The 18,735-nt window shown below is 63.6% G+C and carries 17 protein-coding genes; 9 read left to right on the top strand and 8 right to left on the bottom strand.

Features of this window, described 5'->3' with window-relative positions:
• Positions 1 to 95: 95 nt before the first annotated feature.
• The 6 genes from PMI04_RS03975 to phaC all read right to left on the bottom strand — a co-directional run bounded on the left by PMI04_RS03975 (position 96) and on the right by phaC (position 7,193).
• Positions 96 to 1,568 (bottom strand): glycerol kinase, encoded by a 1,473-nt coding sequence (locus PMI04_RS03975; RefSeq protein ID WP_007706009.1) that lies wholly within the window; start codon positions 1,566 to 1,568, stop codon positions 96 to 98.
• Positions 1,565 to 3,073 carry a glycerol-3-phosphate dehydrogenase gene (locus tag PMI04_RS03970; RefSeq protein ID WP_283184849.1) on the bottom strand — a complete coding sequence of 503 codons (1,509 nt, stop codon included), beginning with the start codon at positions 3,071 to 3,073 and terminating at the stop codon, positions 1,565 to 1,567. Before PMI04_RS03970 ends, PMI04_RS03975 begins: the two co-directional genes overlap by 4 nt.
• A 132-nt stretch (positions 3,074 to 3,205) precedes the next feature.
• Positions 3,206 to 3,811 carry a hypothetical protein gene (locus PMI04_RS03965; RefSeq protein WP_007711138.1) on the bottom strand — a complete coding sequence of 202 codons (606 nt, stop codon included), beginning with the start codon at positions 3,809 to 3,811 and terminating at the stop codon, positions 3,206 to 3,208.
• A gap of 143 nt (positions 3,812 to 3,954) precedes the next feature.
• The gene (gene clpS, locus PMI04_RS03960; RefSeq protein WP_037486675.1) at positions 3,955 to 4,326 is read right to left on the bottom strand and encodes an ATP-dependent Clp protease adapter ClpS; all 372 of its coding nucleotides are present in this window, start codon (positions 4,324 to 4,326) and stop codon (positions 3,955 to 3,957) included.
• Between the two features lie 163 nt (positions 4,327 to 4,489).
• A complete protein-coding gene (locus PMI04_RS03955) occupies positions 4,490 to 5,314 on the bottom strand; it encodes a phasin family protein (protein WP_007711142.1) in 825 nt (274 codons plus the stop codon).
• A gap of 139 nt (positions 5,315 to 5,453) precedes the next feature.
• On the bottom strand, positions 5,454 to 7,193 hold the full coding sequence (phaC, locus tag PMI04_RS03950; protein WP_007711144.1) for a class I poly(R)-hydroxyalkanoic acid synthase: 1,740 nt from the start codon (positions 7,191 to 7,193) through the stop codon (positions 5,454 to 5,456).
• Positions 7,194 to 7,336: 143 nt separating this feature from the next.
• Here phaC and PMI04_RS03945 point away from each other — a divergent pair, with 143 nt between their 5' ends.
• The 3 genes from PMI04_RS03945 (at position 7,337) to PMI04_RS03935 (ending at position 9,710) form a co-directional block, all read left to right on the top strand.
• On the top strand, positions 7,337 to 8,548 hold the full coding sequence (locus PMI04_RS03945) for an LL-diaminopimelate aminotransferase (protein WP_004209971.1): 1,212 nt from the start codon (positions 7,337 to 7,339) through the stop codon (positions 8,546 to 8,548).
• 137 nt (positions 8,549 to 8,685) lie between these two features.
• Positions 8,686 to 9,162 carry a DUF2721 domain-containing protein gene (locus PMI04_RS03940; protein ID WP_007711152.1) on the top strand — a complete coding sequence of 159 codons (477 nt, stop codon included), beginning with the start codon at positions 8,686 to 8,688 and terminating at the stop codon, positions 9,160 to 9,162.
• On the top strand, positions 9,159 to 9,710 hold the full coding sequence (locus PMI04_RS03935) for a (2Fe-2S)-binding protein (RefSeq protein ID WP_007711155.1): 552 nt from the start codon (positions 9,159 to 9,161) through the stop codon (positions 9,708 to 9,710). The genes PMI04_RS03940 and PMI04_RS03935 overlap by 4 nt, the downstream gene beginning before the upstream one ends.
• 4 nt (positions 9,711 to 9,714) lie before the next feature.
• Here PMI04_RS03935 and PMI04_RS03930 read toward each other — a convergent pair whose 3' ends face one another.
• Entirely contained in the window at positions 9,715 to 10,524 is an 810-nt protein-coding gene (locus PMI04_RS03930) for a class III extradiol ring-cleavage dioxygenase (RefSeq protein ID WP_037486678.1), read from the bottom strand.
• 232 nt (positions 10,525 to 10,756) lie between these two features.
• On the opposite strand from PMI04_RS03930, the gene PMI04_RS03925 reads away from it, so the two are divergent.
• The 3 genes from PMI04_RS03925 to PMI04_RS03915 all read left to right on the top strand — a co-directional run bounded on the left by PMI04_RS03925 (position 10,757) and on the right by PMI04_RS03915 (position 13,087).
• Positions 10,757 to 11,674, top strand: a complete 918-nt coding sequence (locus PMI04_RS03925) for an RcnB family protein (protein WP_081491024.1) — start codon at positions 10,757 to 10,759, stop codon at positions 11,672 to 11,674.
• A 104-nt stretch (positions 11,675 to 11,778) separates the two neighbouring features.
• Positions 11,779 to 12,456 carry a 2OG-Fe(II) oxygenase gene (locus PMI04_RS03920; protein WP_007711165.1) on the top strand — a complete coding sequence of 226 codons (678 nt, stop codon included), beginning with the start codon at positions 11,779 to 11,781 and terminating at the stop codon, positions 12,454 to 12,456.
• Between the two features lie 160 nt (positions 12,457 to 12,616).
• A complete protein-coding gene (locus PMI04_RS03915; RefSeq protein ID WP_007711167.1) occupies positions 12,617 to 13,087 on the top strand; it encodes an RcnB family protein in 471 nt (156 codons plus the stop codon).
• Between the two features lie 181 nt (positions 13,088 to 13,268).
• On the opposite strand, the gene PMI04_RS03910 is transcribed toward PMI04_RS03915, so the two are convergent.
• On the bottom strand, positions 13,269 to 14,849 hold the full coding sequence (locus PMI04_RS03910) for a lysine--tRNA ligase (RefSeq protein ID WP_007711169.1): 1,581 nt from the start codon (positions 14,847 to 14,849) through the stop codon (positions 13,269 to 13,271).
• Between the two features lie 131 nt (positions 14,850 to 14,980).
• On the opposite strand from PMI04_RS03910, the gene PMI04_RS03905 reads away from it, so the two are divergent.
• Genes PMI04_RS03905 through PMI04_RS03895 form a run of 3 tightly spaced genes read left to right on the top strand, consistent with a single transcriptional unit; the run spans position 14,981 to position 18,702 of the window.
• Positions 14,981 to 15,349: a PilZ domain-containing protein gene (locus tag PMI04_RS03905; RefSeq protein ID WP_007711171.1), complete on the top strand. Its 369-nt coding sequence runs from the start codon at positions 14,981 to 14,983 to the stop codon at positions 15,347 to 15,349.
• A 60-nt stretch (positions 15,350 to 15,409) separates the two neighbouring features.
• Entirely contained in the window at positions 15,410 to 18,163 is a 2,754-nt protein-coding gene (locus tag PMI04_RS03900; RefSeq protein WP_007711173.1) for an ATP-dependent DNA helicase, read from the top strand.
• Positions 18,160 to 18,702, top strand: a complete 543-nt coding sequence (locus PMI04_RS03895) for a histidine phosphatase family protein (RefSeq protein WP_007711176.1) — start codon at positions 18,160 to 18,162, stop codon at positions 18,700 to 18,702. The genes PMI04_RS03900 and PMI04_RS03895 overlap by 4 nt, the downstream gene beginning before the upstream one ends.
• The last annotated feature ends 33 nt before the right edge of the window (positions 18,703 to 18,735 follow it).

The raw sequence follows: 18,735 nt of genomic DNA, 5'->3' as shown, positions 1-18,735 counted from the left end.
GATGAGAACAGGCTAAGGCCTCGCGAAGTTTCAGAAAAACTGATTAAATCGGACTGGGTGATCGATTTTTACGGTTAATCTGAAGATCGCCCGAGTCAGGAGGTCAGCGCCCGATCGCGCAGGCGGTGCCATGCCGACAGTCGCGCATCGCGCGGCTGCGGCAGCATTGCCGGATCAAATCGAGTCGTCTTCCCTGCCATCGTCGCGGCCTCGTCCAGGGAGCGGAACAATCCAGCCCCCAACCCTGCCAGCATGGCCGCACCCAGCGCCGTGGTTTCCACATCCGCTGGACGATCCACACTGACATCGAGCATATCAGCGATATCCTGGGCGATCCAGTCATTGGCGCTCATGCCGCCATCGATCCGCAACTGGCGCCAGGGCGCCCCGTCGGCTGCGAAGGCGGTGGCGAGGTCGGACAATTGGTGCGAGAGGGATTCAAGCGCGGCGCGAACGATATGCGCGCGGGTCGATCCCTGGGTGAGGCCGGCGATGACGCCGTTCACGTCTGGCCGCCAGTGCGGCGCCCCCAGCCCCGCCAGCGCCGGCAGCATCAGCACGCCGCCGCTGTCGGGCACGGAACGGGCCAGCGCCTCCGTCTCCGCCGCCGATGCGATCAGGCCGAGCTGATCGCGCAGCCATTTGATGAGATTGCCGGCGATGAAGATCGATCCTTCGAGTGCATAGATGCGCTGGTCGCCGATCCGGTAGAGCAGGGTGCCGAGCAGGCGATGGCGCGAGGCGGGCAGTTGCGCGCCCATATTGGCGAGGATGAAGGCGCCGGTGCCCAGGGTCGCCTTGGCATCGCCCGGCGTCAGGCAGGCCTGGCCGATGCTGGCCGCCTGCTGATCGCCGGCCAGCCCGCGGATCGGGATGGCGCCGCCCAGCAAGTCCGCCAGCGTCTCGCCAAAGGCGCCGGCATTGTCGACGATTTCGGGCAGCGCGGCGCGCGGGACGCCGAACAGGTCGCAAAGCGCCGGATCCCAATCGGTGCCGTCGAGCGCGACCAACTGGGTGCGGCTGGCATTGCTGGCGTCGCTGATGTGCAGGCCGCCGGTCAGTTTCCACACCAGCCAACTTTCAATCGTGCCGAGCGCCAGCGCATCCCCCGCCTGGGCCACGGCCGGAACATAATCGATCAGCCAGCGCATCTTGCTGGCGGAAAAATAGGGATCGACGACAAGGCCGGTGCGCTGTTGCAGCATCGCTTCATGACCGGCTTCGCGCAGCGCCGTGCATTGCGCCGCCGTGCGCCGATCCTGCCAGACGATGGCGGGCGCCAGCGGTTCGCCGGTGCGCCGGTCCCAGGCAACCACCGTCTCGCGCTGATTGGTGATGCCGATGGCGGCGATCCGGTCGGCGCCGCCCGCCCGGTCCACCATCTGGCGGGCGCAATCGCGCGTGCGGGCCCAGATTTCGGCGGCGTCATGCTCGACCCAGCCGGGCTGTGGATAATATTGGGTCAGTTCCGCCTGCGCCATCGCGATGCGATGGCCGTCGGGGGCATAGAGCATCGCGCGGGTCGATGTCGTCCCCTCGTCCAGCACCAGCAGATAGCGTTCGGTCATGCCCTCTCCTCAAGCCAGGCATCGAGCGCAGCAACCTGTGTCACGTCAAGCCGCAGGCCAAGCTTGGTCCGACGCCAGAGAATGTCGTCGCTCGTTCGCGCCCATTCGCGCGCGATCAGATAGCTGACCTCGGCCTCGGTCAGGCCATGTCCGAAATCCTGGCCAAGTCCCGCCCAGTCGCGCGCATCGCCCAGCCAGTCGCGAGCGCGGGTGCCATAGGCGCAGCCGATCCGTTCGGCCGTGTCGAGATCGAGGAAAGGATAGTCGCCGGCCAAAGCGGCCACCAGATCGGCCAGGCCGGTCATCGGGAAATCACCGCCGGGGAGCGGCGCGTTCGCCGTCCAGTCATCGCCTGCGAGCGAGGGCAGCAAGGGCTTCAACAGAGCGATCACGTCGGCCGCGAGATGGCGGTAGGTGGTGATCTTGCCGCCATAGATGCTGAGCAGTGGCGGCGCGCCCTCCTCCCGATCGAGATCGAGATGATAACCGCGCGTCGCCGATTCCGGCCGGGCCGATCCATCGTCGATCAGCGGCCGAACGCCGGCGAAGGACCAGACCACATCGGCGGGGCTGATAGAGCGGGCGAAATAACGGTTCGCGCCCTCGCACAGATAGGCGATTTCCTCGGAGGTGGCTTCGACGGGGTCGACGCCGTCCCGATGATCGCGGTCGGTCGTGCCGATCAGCGTATAGAGATGCTGATAGGGAATGGCGAAGAAGATGCGGCCGTCGGGGAGCTGAAAGAAATAGGCCATGCCATGGTCGAACAGGCGTGGCACGACGACATGCGATCCGCGCACCAGCCGGATGAGCCGGTCGGCGCGGCGATCGGCACGGTCGAGCAGGTCGAGGACCGAGGGGCCGGTGGCATTGACCACGACCCGCGCATGGAAGGTCTGCGTCTGCCCCGCCGCGTCGCGCGCATGGATGCGCCAATGATCGCCGGCCTGCTCCAGCCGCAGCACCTGCGTGCGGGGGCGGATATCCGCGCCATGATCGGCGGCGTCACGGGCATTGAGGATGACCAGCCGGGCATCGTCGACCCAGCCGTCCGAATAGACATAGGCAGGGCCGAAGCCCGCCCGCAGCGGCGCGCCGGCGACATGATGGCGCAGGTCGATCGCCTCCGTCGCCGGCAGGGCACGGCGGCCGCCGATATGATCGTAGAGGAAGAGGCCGAGGCGCAGCAGCCAGCGCGGCCGCAGCCCCTGGGCCCAAGGAAGGACGAAGCGCATCGGCTGGATGATGTGCGGCGCGATGCGCCACAGCCTTTCCCGTTCGGTGAGGGATTCACGGACCAGGCCGAAGGCGCGATGCTCCAGATAGCGCAACCCGCCATGGATGAGCTTGGTCGAGGCCGAGGAGGTGCCCTGCGCCAGGTCGCCCCGTTCGAGCAGCAGGACGCTTGCCCCCCGCCCCGCCGCATCGCGCGCAATGCCGCATCCATTCACCCCGCCGCCGATCACGGCAAGGTCGTGGATGAAAGGGGCCGTCTCCTGCGTCACGCCGCCTTTCTAGCGGCAAAATGCTGCGCCCGATATCAACGAGGGCAAGATCGTGAAAATTCATCTGGTCGGCAGCATGAACTGCCGACCAGATGTCTGCGAGCCCCCACGCTCGTCAGAAAGATCAGGCGGTCAGGCGAGGCTGTCGACCACCAGGCCGCTATTGCTGCTGCTCGTGGCGCTGCTGGTCGATCCGTAGAGCGACTGGCTGAGGCTGGAGCGGAGATTCTCAAGAAAGGCGATGATCGAGTCCAGCTGATCGGTGGCGCTGGTCGCACTCGTCTCGCTGGTCGTGCTGTCGTCGTCATCGCCGCTGTCTTCCGTTGGGCGTGGCGGCGGCGGACCACGCATGCCCTGTGGCCCCTGCATCCCGTCCATGGCGGACAAGCCATCGATGCCCATGCTGTCCCCACCATCGGCCGAAGCCTTCGGCCCGCCTGGTCCCTGGGCAAAAAGGCTTTGCAACTGAGCGGCCTGATCCTCGGTCAGAGTGCCGGCCGACACCTGATCATCGATCAGGGAATCGATCCGGTCCTTCATCGCGGACGGATCGAGCCGCGAACTGCCCGAACTGGCGGAGGCGCCGAGGGCGGAATCGATGGAATCGAGCGCAGTTTCGAGCGCATCGCCATCGGTTTGCGAGATGGAACCGGTCTCCACTGCGGCGTCGATGCGATTGTTCATCGACATGCGCGGCGATGGCGGCATGGTCATGCTGTAATTGCTGATAGTCGTCATGCTGGAAGTCCCCACTTCGTTTAGCGGGACCATTCATGGCGAATAAGTCTGAAAAAACATTGTATTTCAATCATGTAATTGATTGAAATAGAGACGCTACACTTCCCAAGAAACGGTTAAGCGCACAGCTTAAGCCGATGATGTCAGGCCTTTTCCAGCGTGCATTGCAGCGGATGCTGATTCTGCCGGGCGAAGTCCATCACCTGGTTCACCTTGGTCTCGGCCACTTCATAGCTGAAGATACCGCACACGCCGACGCCGCGCTGATGGACATGCAGCATCACCCGCGTCGCTTCCTCCATATCCATGCGGAAGAAATGCTGGAGGACATGCACCACGAACTCCATCGGGGTGTAATCGTCGTTCAGCATCAGCACCTTGTAGAGCGACGGCTTCTTGGTGCGGGTACGGGTGCGCGTGGCGACGCCGATATTGGGGCCATTGTCGCCCGTATCGTCCTGGTCGGGACCGGCCGTGAAGGGGGTAACCGCCGATGCGCTGATGAGATGCTTCATGATGATGAAGGATATGGCGATTTGTCTCGTCAAGGCAAGGGGGCCGACCACGTACCATCGCTGGGTAACCATGTTTCCGCCGCAAGTCATGACATGGAAAAGGGCGCCGCTTCCATGAAAGCGACGCCCCTAACTGTCATTCCGATCGGAAGAGCGGCACGCCTCAGGCGGCGAGCGACTTCACCTTGTCGGTGACCAGGGTCACGCGCGCGGTCAGCGGCTGGCTGATATCGCCAGCGAGCTTCATGAAGGCTTCGCTGCTCTTGGCGGCTTCCTTGGTGAACTCGTCGAAGCTGCTCGACAGGAACTGGCTCTGCAACTGGAAGAATTCGGTCGGGGTCTTGGCGGTCGAGAAGCTCTTGATCGAGGCGGTCGCCTTCTCGAAGCTCTTGCGGCTGTAGTCGACGGCTTCCTGGCCCAGCGTCTCGAAGCCCTTAGCCGCGATCTTGCCCGATTCCACCAGCGCTTCAACATTGCCCTTGGCGATGTCGCTCAGCTCTTCCATCGCCTTGGTGGACTTTTCGACGCCGGCCTTCGCCTTCTCGTTGATGTCGGCATAGGCCGTTTCCAGCTTGGCCTTGGTGTCTTCGGCGAACTTCTTACCGGTTTCGAGGATATCGTTCATGATCAGGGTTCCTTCTGTGGCAGGCAGCGTCTTCGCTTTGGTCTGGGGGGCGGACACAGGCTCCAGAGCCACTACCGCCTCTACGTCTTCAACAACGGGTTCGGGTGCCGCATCGACCGCCGTCGAGGCTGCGATCACCGCCACCGGATCGGCAACGGGCGCAGGCTCTTCCACCACCGGCTTGGGCGCAGGCGCCTTCACAGGAGTAGCTTTAGCAGCGATTTTGCGCGGCGCGGGCTTCTTGGGCGCGGGCTTTTCACCCAATGCCGCCTCCGCAGCCTTGAGCGCCTCACTGGCAGACAAGGTTGCGGACGCAGTTTTTGCGACCGGCTTTGCACGCGCAGACTTTGGGGTAACGGCCATCGACCATCCTCCGTTTGTTGCACTGCACAATAATCCTTATCCCAAAGGATTACAAGAGCCATTGTGCAGTGCAACAAATCAGACATATTGCCGGTCAAGCCCGCGCGACGAGCAGGAAAATTGGCAGAAACGGGTCGATTTACCGCCCCTTTACGTAACGTCCCGGCGCATCTTCGATCGCTTTGAGCCTGCCGCCGCCCGGTTTGCGCGCGCCCTTTACCGCAACCTCGCGCGAATCGATGCCGCGCAGCCATTCGGCCCAGTCCGGCCACCAGCTGCCCTTGGTCTCGCGCGCAGCCGCAACAAAGGCATCCAGCGTCGGCTGCGGCGCGTCGGCGGTCCAATATTGATATTTCTGCGCGACCGGCGGGTTGATGACGCCAGCGATATGACCTGAACCTGCCAGCAGGAAGCGCACCGGCCCGGCGAGATGCTCGGTCAGTTTCCACACGCTTTCGAGCGGGGCGATATGATCTTCCTTGCCGGCCTGGACATAGGCGGGCGTGCGGATCTGCGTCAGGTCGATCGGCGTGCCGGCAACGCTGATCGCGCCGGGCACCACCAGCATATTGTCGCGATAGAGCTGGGTCAGATAGTCGCGATGCCAGCGCGCCGGCAGATTGGTCGTGTCGCCATTCCAATAGAGCAGGTCGAACGGCGGATAATCCATGCCGAGCAGGTAATTGTTGACGACATAGTTCCAGATGAGGTCGCGCCCGCGCAGCAGGTTGAAGGTCGCCGCCATGTAGCGCCCGTCGAGGAAGCCGCTGGACGAGAGTCGGTCGACCAGCTTCATCTGTTCGTCATCGACGAACAGGGTGAGGTCGCCGGCCGCGCTGAAATCCACCTGGGCGGTGAAGAAGGTCGCGCTCGCCACCTTGTCCGCCTCGCCCCGCGCCGCGAGCAGTGCCAGCGTGGCCGCCAATGTCGTGCCCGCCACGCAATAGCCGATGGTGTGGACGCTCGGCACGTTCAGCAGATCGCGCACGGTGTCGATCGCGTCGACCTGGCCGCTGAGGATATAATCGTCCCAGACCATGTCCTTCATCGAGGCGTCGGCCGATTTCCACGAGACGAGGAAAACGCTGATCCCCTGATCCACCGCCCATTTGACGAAGCTTTTCTCGGGCGACAGGTCGAGAATATAGAAGCGGTTGATCCAGGGCGGGAAGATGATCAGCGGGGTCGCCAGCACCTTGGGCGTCGAGGGCGCATAATGGATCAGCTGATAGAGCGGGGTCTCGTGGATCACCTTGCCCGGCGTCGCGGCAATGTTGCGCCCAAGCTCGAACTGGGTGCCGTCGGTATGGGTAAGCTGGCCCTTCTCCATGTCGGCCAGCATATGCTGGAGGCCCTTCACCAGATTCTCGCCGCCGCTCTGGATCGTCTTTTCCACGACCGTGGGATTCATCAGCGGGAAGTTGGACGGTGCCATCGCATCGAGCATGCCGGTGGTCGCAAAGCGCAGCTTGGCCTTTGCCTTGGGATCGACGCCATCGACCGCATCGGCAAGGTTCATCAGATAGTCGGAGATCAGCAAATAGCTTTGCCGGATCAGGTCATAGAAGGGATGGGTCGTCCAGGCGGGATCAGCAAAGCGCCGGTCCTTGCGCGCGGCCGGGCTGTCGGCCGGCGGCGGATCGGGCTGGTCGCGCAGCAGGCCGCCGGAATCGAGAAAGCGCTGCCATAGCGCCAGCCCTTCATCGGCAAAGCTGGTCTGGATGCGGGCGACGGTTTCGGGATCGAACGGCAGGACGCGGCCCGTGGCGCCAGCCGCCTGTTCCAGCATCAGTTGCTGCGCGCGCCCCAGCACATCGGTCCATTTCTGCATCTCTGCCAGAGTCGGCAGATGGGGCTCCAGGACATCCTGCGTTTCCATGGCCACCTTCCTCCTCCTGGCATTGCCGATATCAGCCGCTTTCACTGGCGCGCCGCAGTCTGGCGGGTTATAGCCAGATTGTGACACGCCCAATGCGTGCCACGCACTATTCCTTACCGAGAGCTTTCAGGAAAGCCCCTATAATGTCCGAAGAATTCTACCGCATGAAGCGCCTGCCGCCCTATGTCATCGCCGAAGTGAACGCGATGCGAGCCGCAGCCCGCGCCGCGGGAGAGGATATTATCGACCTGGGCATGGGCAATCCCGACCTGCCGCCGCCCGATCATGTCATCGCCAAGCTGGTCGAAGTCGCGAGCAAGCCGGACGCCCATGGCTATTCCCAGTCCAAGGGAATTCCGGGCCTGCGCAAGGCCCAGGCCAATTATTATGGCCGCCGTTTCGGCGTCGATGTCGACCCGGAAACCGAGGTCGTCGTGACCATGGGGTCGAAGGAAGGCCTCGCCAGCCTCGCCACCGCGATCACCGCGCCGGGCGACGTGGTGCTGGCGCCCAACCCCAGCTACCCGATCCACATGTTCGGCTTCATCATCGCTGGCGCGACCATCCGGTCCGTCCCGACGACGCCGGACGAGAATTATTTCCGCGCGCTCGACCGCGCCATGGCCTTCACCGTGCCGCGCCCGTCGATCCTGGTGGTCAATTATCCGTCCAACCCGACGGCGGAGACGGTCGACCTCGCCTTCTACGAACGGCTCGTCGCCTGGGCGAAGGAGAATAAGGTCTGGGTGCTGAGCGACCTTGCCTATTCCGAGCTTTATTATGACGGCAACCCGACCCCCTCCATCCTGCAGGTGCCGGGCGCCAAGGATGTCGCGATCGAGTTCACCTCGCTCAGCAAGACCTATTCGATGGCCGGCTGGCGCATCGGCTTTGCGGTCGGCAACAAGCAACTGATCGCGGCGATGAGCCGGGTGAAATCCTATCTCGACTATGGCGCCTTCACGCCGATCCAGGCGGCCGCCTGCGCCGCGCTCAACGGTCCGCAGGACATCGTCGCCAAAAATCGCGAACTCTATCACAAGCGCCGCGACGTGATGGTCGAAAGCTTCTCGCGCGCCGGATGGGATATTCCCGCGCCGCGCGCGTCGATGTTCGCCTGGGCGCCGCTGCCGCCCGCACTCAAGGACATGGGTAGCCTGGAATTTTCCAAGCAGTTGCTGACCCATGCCAAGGTCGCGGTCGCGCCGGGCGTGGGCTATGGCGAGGATGGCGAAGGCTATGTCCGCATCGCCATGGTCGAGAATGAGCAGCGACTTCGCCAGGCAGCCCGCAACATCAAGCAGTATCTGAAATCGATGGGCGTCAACACGCCCTCGTCGAAGGGCGCTGCCTGACCTTCACGCGCCCCGCGCGCCGAAGCCATGACCATGATCGCCGTCGGACAATCGCTGTCCGGCGGCGTTTGCTTTAGCCCCCCTTGCCCCTTGCAGCGCGATCAAGGATAGAAGCGAGGGATGAGAGGACCCACCCGATGATCCCCCTTCCGCAAGTCTCGCAGGTCGCCCAGACGATCCAGCTTGCGCTCGCTCCCGTCTTCCTGCTCGCCGGTATCGGCGCATTCCTGAATGTCTGCGTCAGCCGGCTGGCCCGCATCATTGATCGCGCCCGCGCCGTCGAGGATCTGGTGCTGAGCACACGCGGCAAGGAACATGACCGGATGGTGGCCGAAATCCGCGTGCTCGACCGGCGCATGAGCGTGGTCAACGGCGCGATCTTCCTGTCGGTGGCATCGGCCTGCGCGGTCTGCCTGGTCGTCATCCTGCTGTTCGCGGGCAATTTGTTCAATGCGCATCTGGGTACCCCGATAGCCATATTGTTCAGCCTGGCGATGATGCTGCAGGCCGGTGCTTTCGGCACCTTCATCCAGGAAATCCGCCTGGCGTCACGCACCATTCATATCCGCAACGAGGTGCTCTATCACAAGGTGGAGGAGGAGGAGGCGGCATGACGCGCTTCACCGTCAACGACCGGCCGGTGCAATATCGGATGGACCCGGAGACGCCGCTATTGTGGGCGTTGCGCGACGCGTCGAACCTGACCGGGACCAAATATGGCTGCGGCACCGGCGATTGCGGCGCCTGTACCGTGGATATCGACGGCGAGGCGGTGCGGTCCTGCCAGGTGACGATCGGCAAGACCGAAGGCCGGTTCGTGACCACGATCGAGGCGCTGTCACCCGATCGCGGCCATCCGCTGCAACAGGCGTTCGCGGCAGAGAATGTCTCCCAGTGCGGCTATTGCATCCCCGGCATCATCATGGCCGCGTCGGTAGTGCTGCGCCGGACCAACGATCCGAGCGACGAGGAAATCGATGCCGCGATAACGAACATCTGTCGCTGTGGCGTGTATCCGCGACTGCGTGGCGCGATCCGGCGCGCGGGACGGATCATGCGTGGCGAGGAACAGACCGGCGGCGACCAGATCCCCGCCGCGCCGCCGCCGGGCATCACGCCCGACGAGGCCGCCCGGACGGTGCCTGCCCTGCGAAAGCCGTGACGTTTCACCCGAAACGATAGCCCGACACCACCCAGCCCAACACGATGCTGCGATGATCGCGGGTCGCAATGTCGCCACCAGCTGCGCCAAGAGCCACCATCAAGGGCAGCAGATGCTCCTCGCGCGGATGGGCAAAACGGGCATGCGGCAAATCCGCCCAGGCCGCGACCCGTGCCGCCCTGCGGTCTGAATCAGGATCGGTCACGGCGTCGTGGAGCGCATCATCCCATTGCTGCGCGGGCATGGTTGCCGCCGCGCCCCGTACTCGCAGATTATGGAAACTCATGCCCGATCCGACGATCAGTACCCCCTCCTCGCGCAACGGCGCGAGCGCCCGCCCCAGCGCAATATGGGCTGCAGGATCAAGATCGCTGCGCAGCGACAATTGGGCAAGCGGTATGTCCGCAGCGGGCAACGCAACCTTCATCGGGATGAAGACGCCATGGTCCCACCCCCGTTCGGACTCGCGCCCGGCGGCAAGGCCCGCCTGCTCTAGCAGGCCGACGACCCGATCCGCGAGTTGCGGACCACCTGGCGCATCCCAGCGCAGTTGATAGGTATGCGGCGGAAAGCCGAAATAATCGAACAGCAACGGCGGCTGCGCGCCATCATGCACGGTGAAGACCGGCGCCTCCCAATGGCCAGAGATCAGCAATATGGCCTTTGGTCGTTCCGGCAGATCGGCAATCAGGCCGGCGAGATAATCCTGCATCGGCTGCCACATGGCGTCGCTATGCGGATGCTGGGGATCGGTCGGGTCCATGAAGAAGCAGGGTCCCCCACCGTGGGGAAGGAAGAAAGTCGGCTGTTTCATGTCCCACTAGATCGCGCCAAGCGTGCAACGCTGCAACGCGCCAGACGGAAACCAATCGTTTCAATCTGCCCCTTCGGACAGGACGCCCTGCCTCTGGCAAATCATGATCGGATTCTTTCAAATCGCTGACGGCCAAGTTCAGCACCGCGAAATCGTCTTTGTCCTAGAAATGCGGCATGAAGGGAGCAAGGCGTTCCCACGCAAGGAAGCACGGACGATGTTGAGGAAATGGATGCTGGCAGGGCTGATCGGCGCAACGCTGATGAGCGGTGCGACGCCCGTTTATGCCCAGCGAGGCAATGGTGGGCCGCAAGGCGAAGCCCGCGGCAGCGCCCAGCGAGGATATGGCAACGGACCAGGTGCGCCACAACGCGCAGCGCCAAGCCAGCAATGGCAAGGCGGTGGCGGACGATCGCAAGGACCCGGCGCCTCTCAACGCTGGCAGGGCGGTCCTTCCCCTGCCGCCGGCCCCGAGCAGCGCGCTGATGGTGCCGGCTGGCGCCAGCCTGGCGACGGCCGCGCGGTCGGCCAAGCATCCTCGCCACGGCGCCCCGATGGTATGAACCGTCCAGATCGGGTTCCCCCGAGCGCGCAGCCAGCCGGACGACCGGACCAGGCCTATGGCCGATATGACGGGCGCGGCGATCGCGGACCGGATCGGCGCGGTCCGGATGCGCGACCGGACGCACGACAGGATTGGGGTCGCAACGATCGAGACGATCGTCCCGGCCGGACACCGGGTGACCAGCGGTGGAATAGCGGGGACAATCGCTATGCCGCCGGCAACTGGAACAATGGGCGCCGCTATGATGATCGGTCTCGCTGGGCCGGACAACAACGCTGGGATAATGGCTGGCGTCAGGATCGGCGCTATGACTGGTATGGCTATCGCGCCCGCTATGGCGATCGCTATCGGGTCGGTCGCTATTATGCGCCCACAGGGTGGGGATATGGCTATCGCAGCTTTTCGGCCGGCGTCTACCTGTCCGGGCTGCTCTACGGCAATCGCTACTGGATCGATGACCCCTATTATTATCGATTGCCCCCAGCCTACGGCACGTTGCGCTGGATCCGCTATTATGACGATGCGCTGCTGGTGGATGTCCGCGACGGTTATGTCGTCGACGCGATCCGCAATTTCTTCTGGTGATATCGATCTCCTGAACTGGCCTTCAGGAAAACTGGGTCCGGAGCGAGATCGCTCCGGACCATTTTTCGTTGCATCCAGCCGTCTCGCAATGGCAGGGAAGCGGCATGAACGAATTAGTGGATGATGGCGGCGTGGCGTCGCCGACACGAGCGGCCATCGGTGACAAGGTACGCGAAAGACTGAACCGTAACCCCCTGGTCAGCCGCATAGAAACGCCGAACCTGGAAATATATGGACGCCAGGATTTTCTCAGCGCAGAGGAATGCGCCGCGCTGCGCAGCTTGATCGACGATGGCGCCCAGCCATCCACCCTCTTTTCGGGCAGCGGTAACGCCGAATATCGCACCAGCCATAGCTGTCACCTCGACCGGCATGACCCGCTGGTGCTGGCGATCAGCGACCGCATCTGCGCGCTGACCGGGCTGGATTCCGACAATGGCGAAACCCTGCAGGGACAACGCTACACGTCAGGCCAGGAATATAAGGTTCATTGCGACTATTTCCCGCCCAATGCGAGCTATTGGCCCGACATGCTCAAGACCGGCGGACAGCGTAGCTGGACCGCCATGATCTATCTCTCGTCCGTGGATGCAGGAGGAGAGACACATTTCCCCCGCTGCGAGTTCATGATTCCGCCTGTTCCGGGCATGATCCTGATCTGGAACAATCTCGCCGTGGATGGCTCCCCCAATCCGTTCAGCCTGCATGCCGCGCGGCCTGTCGAAGCGGGCACGAAATATGTCGTCACCAAATGGTTTCGCGAGCGTCGCTGGGGCGGTTGAAGCCGGTTACATATTGCGACAAAAATGACTGGTTCCTGACAGGATCGTTCGCGATCGGTTCAGCGAATCCGCTCCATATTCAATGTGTTGGCAAGGGAGCTCATGCCGCATCAGGCGGTTGAGAGCATTCTTCGAGCTACCAGATTGATGGGAGACTATTATGCGCAAGATCATCATCCTCGGCCTGCTGGCGGCCACTGTCGCCCCTGGCATCGCATCGGCCCAGTCCTATGGCGAAGCCCGCCGCAGCGAGCAGCGCCTGCGCGAGGACCAGCGCGACCTGCGCGCAGCGCAGCGCCATGGCGACCGCCGCGATGTGCAGGAAGCGCGCCGCGACGTACGCGATTCCCGCCAGGAAGCGCGGGAAGACTGGCAGGATTATCGCCGCAGCCATCGCGACGTCTATCGCGCCGGCAACTGGAACGCCCCCTTCCGCTATTCGCGCTGGAACGCCGGCGCCCAGTTGCGCCCCGCTTATTACAATTCTCGCTATTATATCGCCGACCCCTATCGCTATCGCCTGCCGCGGCCGGCCACGAACATGCGCTGGGTGAGGCACTATAACGATGTGCTGCTGGTCAATGTGCGGACCGGCCGGGTCTCTCAGGTGCATCGCGGCTTCTTCTGGTAAGCCAGCTGGCAAAAAAGGCGCCGGGGCAAATGTCCCGGCGCCTTTTTTTTTGCCCCCTTGGCCGCGCCGCCCGTTTCCAGGCCAGCGCGGCCGATGACACGCAAGACGCACCATCAGTCCGAAAGGGGGGTGGACCGATCGCGAAACGTTTTCACGTCCATTTGGTTCCCTTTATACGGCCTCAGGCGGCAAGCGCTTCTGCGATCAGCTTGCGGCTGTTGTCGATGCCGTAGAGGGCGATGAAGCTACCCATGCGCGGCCCCTGATCAGCGCCCAGCAGGGTCTGGTAGAGCGCCTTGAACCAATCGCGCAATTCCACGAAACCAAACGCCTCATCCTTGCCGATGGCATAGACGATATTCTGGATATCCTCGGCGGTGGCATCAGCCGGCAGCGCGGCCAGTTCCGCATCCAGCTTTTGCAGGGCCGCCGCCTCGTTAGCATCGGGCGCCCGGCGCTTGAGCGTCGGGGCGACGAAATCGCGATGATAGGCCAGGGCATGGCCGATCAGCGCATCAAGCTCCGGATAGCCTTCTGCGGTAGCGCCAGGCACATAATTCTGGAGATAGCTCCATACCTGATCGCGGCTGGCATCACCCATGACACCCACCAGATTGAGCAACAAACCGAAGGTGACCGGCAATTCGCCCTGCGGCAACGCGCCATCATGGACATGATGCACCGGATTCCCCAGCTGCTGCTCGATCGCCTGCTTGGGATAATTGCTGCGGAACTGCCAATATTCATCGACCGCACGCGGGATCACGCCCATGTGCAGTTGCTTGGCCTTCTTGGGCTCGCGATAAGCATAGAAAGCAAGGCTCTCCTGCGGACCATAGGTCAGCCATTGTTCGAGGCTGAGGCCATTGCCCTTGGACTTGGAGATCTTCTCGCCCTTTTCGTCGAGGAACATCTCGTAATTGAAGCCCTCGGGCGGGCGGCCGTCGAGCGCGCGGCAGATCTTCGATGACTGGGTCACCGAATCGATCAGATCCTTACCCGCCATTTCATAATCGACGCCCAGCGCATACCAGCGCATCGCCCAGTCGACCTTCCACTGCAGCTTGGCGCCGCCCGACAGGATCGATTGCTCGATCGTCTCGCCCTCATCCTCGAAGCGGACGAGGCCGGATTCGGCATCGACCACCTCAACCGGCACCTGCAGCACGATGCCGCTCTTGGGGCTGATCGGCAGGACCGGCGAATAGGTCGCGGCGCGTTCCTTGCGCAGGGTCGGCAGCATGATGTCCATGATTGCCTGGTAGCGGCGCAATACCTGGCGCAGCGCATCGTCAAAGGCACCGGCCTTGTACTGCTCGGTGGCCGAGACAAATTCATAGTCGAAGCCGAAGCTGTCGAGAAATTCACGCAGCATCGCGTTATTGTGATGCGCGAAGCTCTCATATTTCTCGAACGGATCGGGCACCTGGGTCAGCGGCTTGCCCAGATATTCCGCCAGCATCGCCTGGTTGGGGACATTGTCGGGCACCTTGCGAAAACCATCCAGATCGTCGCTGAACGCCACCAGCCGGGTCGGGATGTCGGACAGCGCATGATAGGCGTTGCGGACCATGGTGGTGCGCAGCACTTCGTTGAAGGTGCCGATGTGCGGCAGGCCGGATGGGCCATAGCCGGTCTCAAACAGGATATGGCCTTTTTCCGGCGCACCGTTGGGATAGCGCTTCAGCAGCTTGCGCGCTTCCTCATAGGGCCAGGCCTTGGCCGCCTGTGCGGCGGTGCGGATGATATCGGACGCAGTCATAATGTTATGCCCCCTACTCGCGCGACGTCCGAAAGGAAACGACCTTTGGAGGCAAATCCGGGTTAAATCGGGCTTCACATTTAGATTTTATTTACCCTGTTCCTCCATGATCTGGTCATATGGAGGCTCCCATGCAGACACCGCGCAGCCGCGAGCGCATCGCAGTTGATATCAGCATCACGATTACCACTGTGCTCGACAGCCTGGAGGGCACGATTGTCGATCTCAGCGAAGGCGGCGCACAGGTGGTCGGCTGTACCCTGCCAACCGGCAGTCAGTGCCAACTCGATCTCGACGGCTACAGCGTATTCGGCACGGTTCGCTGGTCGGAAGAAGACCGGATGGGTATCCGTTTCCCCTATGAACTGGCCGACGGCCCGTTGTTCGACCGGCTCGAAATGGCCCGGCTTACCCGCCGCGCTCCGGTCGCCTTCCAGCCGCGCATGGTCACCGCACCCATTTTTTCCGGGCCGATCGGTTTCGGGCGTCGGATCAACTGAACGGCAACCGGCCGGCGCATTTCGGTTTCCCTTTTGTTCGCGCTGTCCTAAACCCGGCCCGTGATCGACCCCACCACCCTGCCCGCCCTCTACGCCAGCCATGGCGGCATCTGGTTGCGGGAAGTCGGCCACACCATGGGCGTCGCCAAGGGGCAGGCCATTGCCCGTACCGCCGAGACGCCAGCGCTGCTGCTGAATGCGCCACTGACCGGCCAGCGGCTGGGCTATCCCGATCTCAACGGCCTAGACCTGCTCGAACTGTGGGCCTTCGTCCACCCAGCCCGCTTTCTGGTTCCCACACCAAAAGGCCTGGCCGAGGCCCTAAATCTGCCACGCCCGCAACAGGATGGCGATATCCCGGCGCTGCTGCAGCAGGCGGCACGCGCGCTGCTCGACCGGCTCGATTCGCCCGAATGGCGGGAAAGGGAAGGCGGCTGGACAGCCGCTCAATCGCTGCACCGGCTGCGCTGGCCCTGGTCGCCTTTGGTTGCGCCACGCATCTCCCGTCCGGCAGAAGCGGAGCGCTGGCTCTTTTCCAAGCTGCCCGAATGGGAGGAGTCAGCGCCCCGTCCCGCCCCACGCATCGTCGCGATGGAGGAAGACGCCGTGCTCGCCCGGCTGGACAGCCTGACCGGCCCAAGTGCCGAGCCCCGTCCCGGCCAACGCGCCTATGCCGCCGCCGCCATGGAGGCGTTCCGCCCGCGCGTCCACCGCGACCAGCCCAACATGCTGCTGGCGGAAGCCGGTACCGGTATCGGCAAGACGCTGGGCTATCTCGCTCCAGCCTCGCTATGGGCATCGCAGGCGCAAGGCACGGTATGGATATCCACCTACACCAAGGCGCTGCAACGCCAGCTCGACCGGGAATCACTGCGTCTCTTTCCCGATCCTGCGACGGCCGCGCGCCGCGTCGTGGTGCGCAAGGGGCGCGAAAATTATCTCTGCCTGCTGAACCTGGAAGATGCGCTGCAAGGCGGCTTTACCGGCCGCGCCGCAATCCTGGCGCAACTGGTCGCACGCTGGGCCGCCTTTTCCAAGGATGGCGACATGGTCGGTGGAGATCTGCCCGGCTGGCTTCCGACGCTGTTCCGTCGCAACGGATCGACCGCACTCACCGATCGGCGAGGTGAATGCATCTATGCCGGTTGCCCCCATTACCGCAAATGCTTCATCGAGCGATCAGCCCGCGCCAGTGCCGATGCCGACATCGTCATCGCCAATCATGCGCTGGTGATGATCAACGCCGCGCGCGGCCGTGAGACCGGGCAACGGCCTCAGCGCATCGTCTTCGACGAGGGGCATCACCTATTCGATGCGGCAGATTCGACCTTTTCCGTCGCCCTGTCCGGCCAAGAGGCGATCGAATTGCGCCGCTGGGTGACGGGGCCAGAGGGCGGATCGCGGGGTCGCCGCCGGGGCCTTGCCGCCCGCCTGTCCGACCTCGCCAGCTATGACGAGGAAGGGGGCGATGCCATCCGCATGGCCGTCGATGCCGCCCGCGCCCTGCCCGCCGACGACTGGTTGAAGCGGATCGTTGCGGGCGAACCCTTTGGCCCGCTTGAAGCCTTGCTCACCACGGTGCGCGGCACCGTCTTCGCCCGCGCTGCCGACAGCGGCGAGGCGGATGCCGGCTATGGGCTGGAAACCGAATTGGCCGAGCCTGACGGGCCGCTGGTCGAGGCAGCACAGGAAGCGGCGATTGCGCTCGATGCCTTGCTAAAGCCGCTCGCCCGCCTCGCCAAGCGGTTGGAGGCGGTGATTGAGGATGCGCCCGACTGGTTAGATGGAGCGGCACGTGCCCGCATAGAGGGGGCTATCGGCTCGCTTGGCTGGCGCCGCGACCTGATCAGTGCCTGGCTGGCATTGCTCGCCCGGATCGGAGGACCGGCCGATCCGGATTTCGTCGACTGGATGACCGTCGACCGGGTGGAGGGGCGTGAATATGACATCGGCCTGCATCGCCACTGGCTCGACCCGACCCGGCCCCTGGCCGAGGCCGTGCTGCAACCCGCACAAGGCGTAATCGTCACTTCCGCCACGCTAAAGGGCGGCGGTGACTGGTCCAATGCCGAAGCCCGCAGCGGCGTCTGCCACCTGCCCCACAACGCCGATCGGTTCGAGGCGGCCAGCCCCTTCGACTATTCCGACCGGGCCGAAGTGCTGATCGTCACCGATATCAAGCGCGGCGACATCGCCGCCATGTCGGGCGCTTATGCACGACTGATCGAGGCCGCCGGTGGCGGAACGCTCGGCCTGTTCACTGCGATCCGTCGCTTACGCGCCGTCCATGCACGCATTGCCGATCGGCTCGCCCGCGCCGGGTTGCCGCTCTATGCCCAGCATGTCGATCCGATGGACACCGGCACGCTGGTCGATATTTTCCGCGACGACCCGCGTGCCTCGCTGCTCGGCACGGATGCCTTGCGGGATGGCGTCGACGTACCCGGCCATTCGCTGCGGCTGGTGGTGATGGAAGGCGTGCCCTGGTCCAAACCGACCGTATTGCATGCCGCACGACGGCTCGCAGGAGGCGGAAGCGCCTATGACGACCGCCTGATCCGCGCACGCCTGGCCCAGGCCTTCGGTCGCCTGATCCGCCGGGCCGACGACTGCGGCAGTTTCGTCATCCTGTCCGCCGCCATGCCGAGCCGCCTTTTGAGCGCGTTTCCACCGGGCACTCCGATACGACGGCTGACGCTGGACGAGGCGATCATCTCGGTCAGCGCCAATATGAACAGCCTCGGCCTTGGCGACCCATCGACTTTAGGGCATCAGGGAGTCGAGTCCGGCAGACATGACCTGGAGCGAGAATGAAGCGGTTGACCCTGTTGCGCCATGCCAAGTCCGATTGGGACGACCCGGTGTCGCGCGATTTCGACCGACCGCTCAATCACCGAGGCGAAAAAGCCGCACTGTTGATGGGACAGTTTGCCCAAGCCCGCAAGATGCGCTTCGACATGCTGGTCGCGTCCCCTGCCATACGCGTAGTACAGACACTGGAAACCTTCTTTGCAGGCTATGGCTCGACGCTGGACGCACGATGGGATCGGCGCATCTACCTGGCTTCTTCACCGACCTTGTTCGACGTCATCCGTGACATACCCGACACGACCGCCTCCATTCTGATGGCGGGTCATAATCCGGGATTCGAAGAGCTGATTCTCGATCTGGTACCGGATGACGGCGCCAGTCCACTCAGAGAGGATGTCGAGGTGAAGTTCCCAACGGCAAGCATCGCCGTCATGGATCTTGAAATCGACAGCTGGACAGATGCACAGGCCAATTGCGCCAGCCTGGTCAGCTTTACCCGACCGCGGGACCTGGACCCGGCATTAGGGCCGGGTAGTCGCTGAGCTTGGCCACCATGATCCACTGGCGACGGGCAG

The sequence above is a fragment of the Sphingobium sp. AP49 genome (genome assembly GCF_000281715.2).
In the GTDB taxonomy this organism is placed as follows: Bacteria; Pseudomonadota; Alphaproteobacteria; order Sphingomonadales; family Sphingomonadaceae; genus Sphingobium.
Note: the sequence above shows the minus strand (reverse complement) of the source record. Positions and strands in the feature narration are given on the sequence as shown.

Bases quoted from the DNA above. Each gene is read 5' to 3' on its own strand.
- PMI04_RS03975 (WP_007706009.1), bottom strand. From the start codon at position 1,568: ATGACCGAACGCTATCTGCTGGTGCTGGACGAGGGGACGACATCGACC.
- PMI04_RS03965 (WP_007711138.1), bottom strand. From the start codon at position 3,811: ATGACGACTATCAGCAATTACAGCATGACCATGCCGCCATCGCCGCGC.
- clpS (WP_037486675.1), bottom strand. From the start codon at position 4,326: ATGAAGCATCTCATCAGCGCATCGGCGGTTACCCCCTTCACGGCCGGT.
- PMI04_RS03955 (WP_007711142.1), bottom strand. From the start codon at position 5,314: ATGGCCGTTACCCCAAAGTCTGCGCGTGCAAAGCCGGTCGCAAAAACT.
- phaC (WP_007711144.1), bottom strand. From the start codon at position 7,193: ATGGAAACGCAGGATGTCCTGGAGCCCCATCTGCCGACTCTGGCAGAG.
- PMI04_RS03945 (WP_004209971.1), top strand. From the start codon at position 7,337: ATGTCCGAAGAATTCTACCGCATGAAGCGCCTGCCGCCCTATGTCATC.
- PMI04_RS03940 (WP_007711152.1), top strand. From the start codon at position 8,686: ATGATCCCCCTTCCGCAAGTCTCGCAGGTCGCCCAGACGATCCAGCTT.
- PMI04_RS03935 (WP_007711155.1), top strand. From the start codon at position 9,159: ATGACGCGCTTCACCGTCAACGACCGGCCGGTGCAATATCGGATGGAC.
- PMI04_RS03930 (WP_037486678.1), bottom strand. From the start codon at position 10,524: ATGAAACAGCCGACTTTCTTCCTTCCCCACGGTGGGGGACCCTGCTTC.
- PMI04_RS03925 (WP_081491024.1), top strand. From the start codon at position 10,757: ATGCTGGCAGGGCTGATCGGCGCAACGCTGATGAGCGGTGCGACGCCC.
- PMI04_RS03920 (WP_007711165.1), top strand. From the start codon at position 11,779: ATGAACGAATTAGTGGATGATGGCGGCGTGGCGTCGCCGACACGAGCG.
- PMI04_RS03915 (WP_007711167.1), top strand. From the start codon at position 12,617: ATGCGCAAGATCATCATCCTCGGCCTGCTGGCGGCCACTGTCGCCCCT.
- PMI04_RS03910 (WP_007711169.1), bottom strand. From the start codon at position 14,849: ATGACTGCGTCCGATATCATCCGCACCGCCGCACAGGCGGCCAAGGCC.
- PMI04_RS03905 (WP_007711171.1), top strand. From the start codon at position 14,981: ATGCAGACACCGCGCAGCCGCGAGCGCATCGCAGTTGATATCAGCATC.
- PMI04_RS03895 (WP_007711176.1), top strand. From the start codon at position 18,160: ATGAAGCGGTTGACCCTGTTGCGCCATGCCAAGTCCGATTGGGACGAC.